General features: G+C 40.7%; 11 protein-coding genes and 1 pseudogene. 6 read left to right on the top strand and 6 right to left on the bottom strand.

Going from position 1 to position 10,739, the window contains the following annotated elements; all coding sequences use genetic code 11:
* Nucleotides 1-353: 353 nt before the first annotated feature.
* Nucleotides 354-959 carry a VTT domain-containing protein gene (locus PUQ00_RS18415; RefSeq protein WP_300419227.1) on the bottom strand — a complete coding sequence of 202 codons (606 nt, stop codon included), beginning with the start codon at nucleotides 957-959 and terminating at the stop codon, nucleotides 354-356.
* 149 nt (nucleotides 960-1,108) lie between these two features.
* Between PUQ00_RS18415 and PUQ00_RS18410 the strand changes: the two genes are divergently transcribed.
* The 6 genes and pseudogenes from PUQ00_RS18410 to PUQ00_RS18385 all read left to right on the top strand — a co-directional run bounded on the left by PUQ00_RS18410 (nucleotide 1,109) and on the right by PUQ00_RS18385 (nucleotide 5,683).
* Nucleotides 1,109-1,891, top strand: a complete 783-nt coding sequence (locus PUQ00_RS18410) for an ABC transporter permease (RefSeq protein ID WP_300419225.1) — start codon at nucleotides 1,109-1,111, stop codon at nucleotides 1,889-1,891.
* A 24-nt stretch (nucleotides 1,892-1,915) separates the two neighbouring features.
* Nucleotides 1,916-2,017, top strand: a pseudogene (locus tag PUQ00_RS18405) (cytochrome P450); the annotation flags it as partial.
* 362 nt (nucleotides 2,018-2,379) lie between these two features.
* On the top strand, nucleotides 2,380-3,108 hold the full coding sequence (locus tag PUQ00_RS18400) for a hypothetical protein (protein WP_300419224.1): 729 nt from the start codon (nucleotides 2,380-2,382) through the stop codon (nucleotides 3,106-3,108).
* Nucleotides 3,109-3,520: 412 nt separating this feature from the next.
* Nucleotides 3,521-4,081, top strand: coding sequence for a hypothetical protein (locus PUQ00_RS18395; protein ID WP_300419222.1), 561 nt, complete (start codon nucleotides 3,521-3,523; stop codon nucleotides 4,079-4,081).
* A 44-nt stretch (nucleotides 4,082-4,125) separates the two neighbouring features.
* Complete coding sequence (locus PUQ00_RS18390; RefSeq protein ID WP_300419220.1) at nucleotides 4,126-4,341, top strand: hypothetical protein; 216 nt, start codon at nucleotides 4,126-4,128, stop codon at nucleotides 4,339-4,341.
* On the top strand, nucleotides 4,331-5,683 hold the full coding sequence (locus PUQ00_RS18385; protein WP_300419218.1) for a pentapeptide repeat-containing protein: 1,353 nt from the start codon (nucleotides 4,331-4,333) through the stop codon (nucleotides 5,681-5,683). Before PUQ00_RS18390 ends, PUQ00_RS18385 begins: the two co-directional genes overlap by 11 nt.
* 19 nt (nucleotides 5,684-5,702) lie before the next feature.
* Here PUQ00_RS18385 and PUQ00_RS18380 read toward each other — a convergent pair whose 3' ends face one another.
* From PUQ00_RS18380 to PUQ00_RS18360, 5 genes are all read right to left on the bottom strand, one after another.
* Nucleotides 5,703-6,338, bottom strand: a complete 636-nt coding sequence (locus PUQ00_RS18380) for a Uma2 family endonuclease (RefSeq protein WP_300419216.1) — start codon at nucleotides 6,336-6,338, stop codon at nucleotides 5,703-5,705.
* 536 nt (nucleotides 6,339-6,874) lie between these two features.
* A complete protein-coding gene (locus PUQ00_RS18375; RefSeq protein WP_300419214.1) occupies nucleotides 6,875-7,567 on the bottom strand; it encodes a hypothetical protein in 693 nt (230 codons plus the stop codon).
* 637 nt (nucleotides 7,568-8,204) lie between these two features.
* Entirely contained in the window at nucleotides 8,205-8,489 is a 285-nt protein-coding gene (locus PUQ00_RS18370; RefSeq protein WP_300419213.1) for a hypothetical protein, read from the bottom strand.
* 148 nt (nucleotides 8,490-8,637) lie between these two features.
* Nucleotides 8,638-9,423 (bottom strand): type I methionyl aminopeptidase, encoded by a 786-nt coding sequence (gene map / locus PUQ00_RS18365; RefSeq protein ID WP_300419212.1) that lies wholly within the window; start codon nucleotides 9,421-9,423, stop codon nucleotides 8,638-8,640.
* Nucleotides 9,423-10,439 carry a Gfo/Idh/MocA family oxidoreductase gene (locus tag PUQ00_RS18360; RefSeq protein ID WP_300419211.1) on the bottom strand — a complete coding sequence of 339 codons (1,017 nt, stop codon included), beginning with the start codon at nucleotides 10,437-10,439 and terminating at the stop codon, nucleotides 9,423-9,425. The genes map and PUQ00_RS18360 overlap by 1 nt, the downstream gene beginning before the upstream one ends.
* Between the last annotated feature and the right edge of the window lie 300 nt (nucleotides 10,440-10,739).

Below are 10,739 nucleotides of genomic sequence, written 5' to 3'. Positions count from 1 at the left end.
CCTTGTAGAGACGCGAAATTTCGCGTCTCTACATTCTTTTTCGGAGATGTCTAATACCATAGCCACTAATGGCGGCACTACTGCTAGCAGTTGCACTGATAGCAACCAGACTTTATCCCAAGCGGGAAATGATAGAGGTAGGGTCTAGGGCTTTGTGTGTTTCCACCCCCAGTTCACAACCACAATAAAAAGTGTGGCAATTAGGAAAAAGATGATATTTTCTAGGAAGAGATAGAGGTTGATATTTAAGGAAGTCATGAGGTTCTTATCAAGCTCTGATGTTTACGGCTTCAGTAAATAAATATACTTAGTCTTTACAATAAAACATCTACTAAGGAGCTAGGAAAAATATTTCAACTTTTGTTTGCTCTATTTTCTTGTATTAGATGAATAATCGATGGCACTAAAGAAATAACTATAATTAATCCAATAATCGGTAACAAATACTTATCTACTTGTTCAGGTGGCAGAGATTTTCCTAAGAAAAACCCTAACATGGTAATGCCGAATGTCCAAAGAAAGCCACCGATTAAGTTGTAAGACATAAATGTGCGATAATGCATCGCACCAATTCCAGCCACAATCGGCGCGAAAGTCCGTACAATCGGTAAAAACCGTGCTAGAACAATCGTTTTTTTACCATGCTGTTCATAAAAGTTTTGGGTTTTCACAAGATATTTTTTCTTAAACAACAATGAATCTTCCTTCTGAAATAGTCTTCTGCCAAATTTATGCCCAGTAAAATAACCAACATTGTCACCTAAGACTGCACAAATAAAAGCACCAAAAATCAGAACCCAAATGTTCAGTAAATTCTGAGATGCGACAAATCCAGCAGTGAACAATAAACTATCTCCAGGCAGAAAAAAACCAATTAACAAGCCAGATTCAGCAAAGACAATCGCCCATACCCCAAAGTAGCCGAGTGATTTAATCAGTTGTGGTAAATCCAGATGCATAGAATTTCTTATTTTTCAACAATAGATCCACAACATCTTAACGTTTAGCAATTTTCCTGAATAAAAAGTAATATTAAATTTACGTAAAGTTATTGTGTAATTTTGAAAAATGTTATGACAGATGGCAGATTTTGGGTTATGGGTGCAAGATGCGAAGATATTTGAAAGTACTAAGACTATTTTGGGGTGCTGCGATCGCAGCAGAGTTGGAGTATCGGATTAACTTTTTCATCGCTACCCTCAGCAGCTTGGGAAACCTTGTCGGTAGCCTCTTTGGCCTATTCTTATTTTACCGGACTGGCTACACTTTTAGTGGCTGGTCATGGGAAGCAGCTTTAGTAGTTTTAGGAATTTTTACCTTACTACAAGGATTTTCTGCTATTTTTCTGGCATCGAACTTGAATCGCATTGTCCGCCATGTACAGCAAGGCACTTTGGACTTTATATTATTAAAACCTATCCCCAGTCAGTTTTGGCTTTCCACCCATACTCTTTCACCTTGGGGAATGCCGGATCTAGTTTTTGGTAGTATTATTATTGGTTATGCAGGTAAACGCCTCGGTCTAGGGATAGACGACTATCTACTTAGTGTACTGCCGTTATTGTTCAGCTTGGTGATTTTGTACAGCCTGTGGTTTATGCTGGGAGCCACAACTATTTGGTTCGTCAAAATATACAACGTTACTGAAGTGTTGCGTGGTTTTTTGGAAGCTGGACGATATCCCATCGCCGCATATCCCACTGTTTACCGCTTTTTCTTTACCTTTGTGATGCCAGTAGCTTTTTTAACTACTATACCAGCCGAAGCGCTGTTAGGTCGGAGTGAAATTAGCTGGTTGATAGGTGCGGCAATATTAGCAGTAGTGCTGTTTTTCACTTCTACTTGGTTTTGGCGGTTTGCGTTGCGGTTTTATACTAGTGCTTCGAGTTAGAGAGATATGAAAAGTAATTAAATTAGTTTAGTTGGTTTTGGCGGTGGGTCACGAATCTGTATTGGTATAGCCTTTGCCAAAATGGAAATGAAGATTATTGCTGCTCATCTTCTACGTAGTTATGATTAGGAGATATAGTAATCCGCTTTGATTATTGAACTGACTTGCGTAGGCTGGGAGTAGGGAATAGGGAGTGGGGAGTAGGGAATAAACCTTTTCGATTAGTACTTAATTTGTTCAAAAATCAAATAGGAGTCCTATATAGAATTAATATTTGATTTCTGAAAAAGCTCCGTACAACTCGAAAAGCCTAATTCTTTATTCCCTATTCCCTACTCCCTACTCCCCACTCCCCGCCTACGTAGATAATTTCAAAAATCAAATACGATTCCGATATTACCCAATCAAAGTTTAGAAACAGTGTTAGTTCCCACTAATCGCCCTAAAGATGGGTTACGGGTTAGATTTTAGCCTCGGTGAAATATTTTATGGCATCTCAATTAGATATACATTTGCCTAATGGAATTTTACAACGCTTGCAAAATGTGAAAGATTTTGTGGGCGGAAGCGTTAACTCTCTAAGTAACTCAGCACAACAAGTTGGGGAATCTTTGAATACAACAACCGATAAAGCAATTGATACTGTTACGACAACCTTAGAACAAAGTTGGCAAACAGCAGAGCAATTTAAGAGTACTACATCGGGAGCAGTAAAAGGTGCGATCTCATCTTCTGTAAGTGATTGGCTGACACAACACCCGGTCTTTTTTAGGTTAGTTCAAATATTAGGTTGGGGAGCTAATCACCCAATTATTAGTGTAATAATTCTGCTGTTTGCACTTGCTCTACTTTGGAGCATCATCAAAGCAATTGTACGGTTAATTGAAACAGCTAGTTGGTCAATACTCCAAGTTCCGATAAAATTACTTCTGGCTTTGATTAAAGTTAGTTTTGTATCCTTAACTGAAGTTGGTAGTTTTACTATTCAACGAATGACAGCTAATAAAATAACTGATAATCTGCCTACTTTACTACCTGAAAATTTTCAACCAAATAAGCAACAACGATTAGCTGAAATTTCTAATCGTTTAGAAGCAATTCAAAAGGAACAAAATGAGCTTTTAGAAGAAGCAGCAGATTTGATTGCTACCGACACAATTGATATTGAAATATCAAAAACTAAACCGCTAAAAAGCGTTGAATCACACCTTGGCTGAGTTCTGCTGTAAAACTAGAGGCATTTTTATATACGATAATGAGTGCTGTAAATATATTAAGTTTTGTATAAATTGATGCTTTTGTAATTTTCCGTTTGATATTGTACTTTTGGTAGAAGAAAACTAGTATTCTCCAGCAGTAGTTGTTAGCTATCTTGCTGTCTTTTAGATTAGACCTAAACTGTTGAAAAGAGCGTGATTGCTACAGCTTACGGTTGAGTGTGCTTAATATACCATTTTTTAATAAGAGTGAAGTACAGCTTAACCTCACCCTGATAAAGCTGTGCTTTATCTCCCTCTCCGAACTTACGGAGAGGCGTTAGGGGTGAGGTTTTGATTTGATGTACTTGATGCACCTGGAAAACGCTATAAAAATTTTAGAAAACATCACAACATTATGATGAGCAAGAAAATGAAAACAAAAACTCAAAACTTTTGTAAACTCGTTTCAGTTTTTATAGGTATCTTTGCAGTTTCGCCAGCCTATGCAAGTAATTGGGTTCAATGTGGATATCTAAGCCAGATCGATGTAAACACTTGTCAGATTCTAAGCTTTCCAAGTACTAAGTACGAATATGCAATTGCTTATACCACAAACGAGCCATTACCCGTTCTCTGTAGTTTCTGGAATGTAGGAGCAAGGATCTATAACAAGCAACCGTATATAATTCTATCTGATGATCCACCGGCGGGCTTGACTTATGGAGGCTTTATTTTTTATAGAGGAACATATGCCTCTGATGATGGCACAGCCACATGCCCTTCTGGACAGTGGCGTCACAAATACTGGCGATTAACTCAGAACAATCAAATTCTAACGGATATCTACGGTGGTAGTGGTAACGGGTGCTTTGGTAACTTACCAGTGTACTGTCGCGCACGCAAAGAAGCATCCATCAATAACATTTTCAACTTTCAACAAAAGAGATTACCTCTGCTTGCTGACAGTAGTCAGCTAAAAAGTAATAGATAACGCCATGTGCGACTTACTCTCAAACCTAACTCCAATTACAAGGGTTGGTAGCAAAAATCAAAGCCTCTCGGACTGTGGAGGAAGAGGAATGGAAGACAGGTTCCAAGAATAAGTCACACATCGCGTTCATCAAAATTCTTAATCGTGGTAACTTGCTGGCACAAGCTATATTCGGGTGCAAGTTTGAGCTTCGGGCAATTTCTGATAAAACAGATGTTGTTCTGAATCTGCTGGGGCAAAATAGAAAACATGACGATTGAATCCAATTCCTCTAATCTACCAACCCCAGAACCTATCCCAGAAAATGATTTGCAGCCAGATGACTTTGACGGTGGTGCAACTGAGAAGAACCTCAGCTCAGAAGTACTAGCGACACAACAAGCCCTAGCAGCGATCGCATCTTTAAAATCTCCGCAATATACAACTGCTCTCAAACAAGCCCGTTCTGAGTCCAAGCAACCCACTACCAAGCAATTCACAGTTAAGCCGAGGGCATTGCTGATTACTCTAATCGCGATCGCTATCACTTTTATTGGAGTTATCCTCAATAACAGGATCATCGGCATTATTGGAACGCTGATGAGTTTGCTGTTATCCCTTGCAATACTGTTGCCTTGGTTGCAAGAAGTTTTAGACAAGTGGTTTTCACCCGAAGAACGCACCTTATTTGTTGCCTTTTTGGGACTACTAGTAGCCATCATCGGCTTGATCCGGTTCACAGGTGTAGGCGATCGCTTGCTTATTTGGGGACGCCAAATTAACTGGAACATTGCTGGAACCCTAGCAGACTGGTTTGGCGCTTTGGGGCAAATTTTCATCGCCGTCATCGCCGTTTACGTAGCATGGCGACAATATGTTATTTCCAAAGACTTGACAATTCAGCAAAACCTGCTAACAGTTCAGCAAAACATTATTACTCAGCAACAGACGATTGATTCCTATTTCCAAGGCGTTTCAGACTTAGTATTAGATGAAGAAGGATTATTAGAAGATTGGCCCCAAGAGAGAGCGATCGCTGAAGGACGCACTGCGGCAATTTTAAGTAGTGTCGATAGCAGTGGTAAAGCGAAAATTCTCCGCTTTCTCTCACGTTCCAAGTTGCTGTCACCCCTAAAACGCGATGGCCGATTAGGTCGAGCCATTCTTGATGGGAGTGGCGGTTATGCAGAAGACCGCCTAGAAGGTGTGCGCGTTATCGATTTAGGTGTAATGCTAGCGGGAGCAGACCTTTCCGGTACTGATTTGCGTTGGACTGATCTGAGCGAAGCTAATCTTGTCCGCGCTAATCTGGCCGGTTGTGATTTAGTAAAAGCTAATCTCTCCCGCACAATTTTATATAATGCTAATCTTAGCGGTGCTGACCTGAACGGGATTCGCTTATTCTACGGTACATTGGACAAAGCATCACCCCGCAGTCGCACTGAACCACCAGATTATGAAATCGGCGAACACACTGGCGCTGTGGTGGAAAATGCTGATTTCACCAATGTGCAACGGATGTCTGAGTCTGCACGTTGCTACTGTTGCACTTGGGGTGGCGAAAAAACTAGAGGTACTATTCCTGGTGGTTGTGAAGGTATTCCCAATAACTTGGGAAGATAGTTATAAGACTAGATAAAAATTAGTTAGCTGCATTAAAAATCTGCTGTGCAGTTAAATTTAACTGGGGAAAGGTAGGTGATGAAATCGCGGTGTTACCTTGAAACGCTGTCATTTGATATTCACCATCAACTAATTCGCATACAAAAATAGTGGGTTGTTTGGGATTGCCGATGAACTTTCTTGCACCCAATGCAGCATAATCAGCAATCCAATATTCGGGAATGCCCATTTCTTCTCTTCGAGACGCTACGCGAGCATAATCCCTAAGTTTATTGTAGTAATCATCTCGCCAGTTGGTTGAAACAACTTCGATGACTATTGGAACCGATGCTGCTTGGCTTACTGTTGACTGTTTTTGAAAAAGCGGTTCATTGTGGAGATTATCAAGATTTAGCAGCAACACATCAGGCGAATAAGCGGATTCGGCAGAAGGAGTTTTGACCAATGCAGTTTTGGGAATTCCGTAGGGTAAATTGAGACGATCGAACTCCACAGTTAATTTCCGCGACAAAAATGCAATAACTTTTTCATGTGTTCCGGTTGGAGGCGGCATTTCAATAATTACTCCTTTGTGCAACTCATAGCGTTTTCCATCGTTGGGATACCATTCGATAAATTCATTAAAGGTTAGTAATTTGGGCAACGCTTGAGTCATAATCTTACCTCCATATATGTTTTACTTTATCATGCAATAAATGTTGATTAGGATTACAAATATATTAAATGGCTTTATGTAAATTCTTGGGGGTTGCCTAAATTCAATCAATGACTGCCCGAATTCAATTAACGACTGTCCAAATTCAATCAACGACTGCCCGAATTAAATCAACGACTGCCCAAATTCAATCAACGACTGCCCGAATTAAATCAACAGCAGCTCGAATTCAATCAATGACTGCCCGAATTCAATATATAGCAATCCTAAATCATTGGTGAAAAGTTAGATCCCCGACTTCTTAAAGAAGTCGGGGATCTAGACACTGCGAATTTTCACAAATCAAATAGGATTGCTATAGGAACTTAGTACACGTCACCCTAAAAAAGGGTCGAAATTTAATTTTTTGTAGGTTGGGCTGAGGAACGAAACCCAACAAGCGCGGAAACGTTGGGTTTTGCTCCGCTTAACCCAACCTACAGTTAGTATTTCTAACGCTGCCTATAGAGACAGGGGACTTAAACCCCCAAAGTCCGTTAAACGATAATATCGCTTGCCACTAGTAGTGGTGATCCTTCAAGCTTAATCTCGAAATTAGCCGCTAGATTACTATCAGTGTTACCTTGGAGAATACCTCCAGAATAACGGATCTGACCTGCTGCGGTGAATGCGCGAGTTCCAATGTAAGTGAAAGCTTGGTCGCCTTTTTTGGTGGTGTTAGCGTCTATGTTAGATATATCGATTATGTCACCGGGTAAGTTACCGTTTCCAACAAAGTCTTTGATAATATCTCGTGACAAACCAGGTTGACTATCTAAAACTGAATAAAACACGAAAAGATCGTTGCCAGTACCCCCAATAAGGCTATCAGTGCCAACATCCCCAGTGAGTTTATCAGGGCCAGCACCCCCATCGAGAGTATCGTTACCACCAGAGCCATAGAGGATATCGTCACCATCCCCCCCACCCCCAACGAGGTAATCGTTACCACCAACGCCGCCAGATAAATCATCGCCTATGAGGATATCTTTGTTAACACCGCCAACGATGAAATCGTTGCCAGCACCCCCAAAGATATGATATTTAGTAGAAATATCTTGCCCACTGATAATGTCGTCACCGTCAAATCCGTTGATGGTAACTAGACTTATGTAACCATCGCCAGGATAGTGATTGTAGTCAATTAAAGTGTCAGGGCCATTCGTACCGTTAATAGTATAAAATGCCATTGATAAGTTTCTCTTTAACTTAGAGGGTAAAAAATTACCTCATCACTTCCCCATCATCAAAGGACGTTGCTAATTAAACCTATGAATTTGGTTTCCTCCAAAGGCGCAAAGAAAACAGTTTCAAACATGGAATTTCACACTTTCATTCAGCGACGCCGAGAAAATAAGATGGAGAAATAACGAGTGGGAAGAGATAACAGAACCACACCTGATTTGAACAGGTCTTTGCTATTAACTCTGAAGATTTAAGAAGCACTGAATTTATTGATGATGTTGACATCAAAAATAGTTCTAAAATTTAGTTTATATTGTTTTTGCGCTTTTCCAACATAAGCCCCACTAATGAATTATCCCTCATCTGTCACTCTCCGGGAGGGCGATCGCTAGAAGCCTTATGAAGCAATCAATACAAGCTATACTATTAGAAAAAATCGGTCTTGTATTTGTTATTAGAAAAGAATCGCGCGTAGGCGTAGCCCGTCGTAGACATCGCCTGCTATACAAAAGCTCTAGATTTCAGAAATGGCAAAATTTTTCGGATAGTGATAGATGAGGATTATTAAGCCGTTAACATACTTCTCCCCAGAAAGCGCCACATGTTCCCAAATTTCTAACTCTAGCGACCTGCGACAAATATCTATTCTGCGGTCAAATTCAGGTCTGGAAATGTTTGGGAGATGAGGCGTTCTGTTCCCCTAAACTGTTGTCCTTGATTTAGAAGTAAGAAGTCAATTCGTCCTTTGATGATAGTTTGTTTGTCTAATGTTTCAATCTCGATAGATTTCTCTAATTTGAGGTGAAAAGGAGGTAAATAAAACTTGCCAATGAATAGTAGTGGCGATAAAACAATCGTGTTAACTGTATTTTCTAATAAAGGCGGATAGTTTCGTAAATTGATGTAACCTGCCTTTATTTGATCCAATAGCTGCTTTTCTAAGCTTGTCAGTTCTAGTAGGCCATCTTGCCACTCTCAAAAGAATTCTTCCGAATCAACTAACTCTAATCCATAGAGTAATATTAGTTGCTCAAGTGTGACGTTTTCCGCAGCAAGAGTTTCAACCATAGGTTAATCAAGCAGCCCAGTAATTCTCGCCTTCAGGTAGGGTGAGGATTTCAACGCCATCTTCCGTTACAGCTAAGGTATGCTCACATTGAGCAGAAAGCTGGCGATCGCGCGTTACAGCAGTCCATTTATCACTGAGAACCTCAACTTCGTAAGTGCCTTCGTTAATCATTGGCTCAATGGTAAAAACCATCCCTGGTCTGAGGCGCTTGCCCTTACCGCGTGTGCCATAGTGGGGAACATCCGGCGCAGTGTGGAAAATGTTACTGATACCGTGTCCAACGAAATCTCGCACTACAGAAAAGCCTTGGGCTTCAGCATACTCTTGAATGGCTGCACCAATGTCGCCAATGCGTCCCCCAGGTTTAACTTCAGCAATACCCAGGCGTAAACACTCCTCTGTCACCTCTACCAGCTTTCTCGTTTTTGGGGAAGGAGTGCCGACAAAGAATGTCTTGGATGTATCGCCGTGATAACCTTCAACAATCGGCGTTACATCAATATTAATAATGTCACCTTCTTTGAGAATTTGCTTGGCATTGGGAATACCATGACAAATTACCTCATTTACACTAGTGCAAATCGACTTAGGATAACCCTTATAGCCAAGGGGTGCGCTTTTTGCTCCATGAGCTTGCGTCCAACGTTCGGCTTCATCATTGAGTTCGAGAGTGCTAACCCCTGGCTTGACAAACGGTTCCAGATGCTGAAGAAGTTTGGCTGCTAAACGCCCAGCTTGACGCATTTTTTCTAATTCTCGTTGGGATAAAATAACAATTAGTTCGGTTTTCATTAACTTTTATCTAAAGTATCTTTCATAAACATAGTTAACCCTGTGTGTGCAGCTGTTTGTGCAGCATCAGCAACCTTTAGGGTATATAAGCTCTCCTCTGGGGTAACGTACAAAGGAGTGCCATCAAAAAGATGGTCTAACACCATACTCGTGTCTTTGGCGAACAAACCCTGGCGAGGGCTAACCTCTATAGGTATTGTTTCCCCTGGCTGAATAAACAATCCTGTGTCGCCATCAAAAATTAAACCACCTTTTTCACCATGAACTTCAAACTTGCGTTCTGATTGCCAAATAGTTTCGCCTTTACCATAGACTACTTGGGCTAAAAGTCCACTTTTAAAGTACAGTTGACTAATGCAAAAACAGGTTTGGTAGTATTCTGGTTCTATTTCCCAATATCGCTGGTGACAGTTAACAGTCAATACTTTACCAAATAAATCTGTGAGACGATGTAGGCGAGACAGGGCACCAATTAAGGGAAAACCGAACATCTCGTGGTTATAAGTCCATTTGCGGGGTGCAGGATTCTGGGGATTGATGGTGCTGTAGCGAACATAAAACACTTGACCAACTTTGGCTAAGTTTTGCTTTAAGGCTTGATGTAAACCACCCAAAAGTTCTAGATGTTCAACGTGCAGAAGTTTTTGTTGTGTTTTGGCTAAGGCAATCAGTTCTTCAGCTTCGACTACATCCAACGCCAGGGGATACTCTACAATTACGTGTTTGCCGTTGGTAAGGGCTGCACGAGCGATCGCCCCATGATCTCGATTAATAGTGGAAATGACCACGAGGTCTATATCTTCACGCTCTATTAGCTCTTGCCAAGAACTCAACGCTTCAATCTGATACTCTTTGGCAAAGATTTCTGTTTTTTCTGGGGTATGACCAACAACTGCGACTAAATGCGATCGCTGATCATCGAGTAATGTCTTAGCCCGAAACTTTGCCGCATACCCAGTTCCTACCAAACCTACACGCACTCTTGCTTGTTCTAAAGCTGCTTCTGGATTATACATGATCCTCGCTAGTTCTGTTTTTGATCCTGCCAGTTTCCTAAAAGGCGCTAAATCACAAGCGTCTAACCCCGAAAAATCAGGTGATTATAAAAATCTCATCTAACAATTATCATAGCGATCGCGGAGCGTCTGGTAGAAAACAGCTCTGCTTTTTAAACGAACTTGAGGATCTCTTGGGCATAAGTCCGACAAAATATAGGTGGCATTAATCCTATTCATCTTTTTCATCCTTAAGATAGTTTTTTCTAATCACAGCCTCACTAGAGCCGGAAATAATATAAATAAAACTTATCAGGATTA

This window comes from Nostoc sp. S13, from assembly GCF_029379315.1.
Taxonomy (GTDB): Bacteria; Cyanobacteriota; Cyanobacteriia; order Cyanobacteriales; family Nostocaceae; genus Nostoc.
The sequence above is the reverse complement of the archived record's forward strand: the minus strand, read 5'-3'. Positions and strand labels throughout refer to the sequence as shown.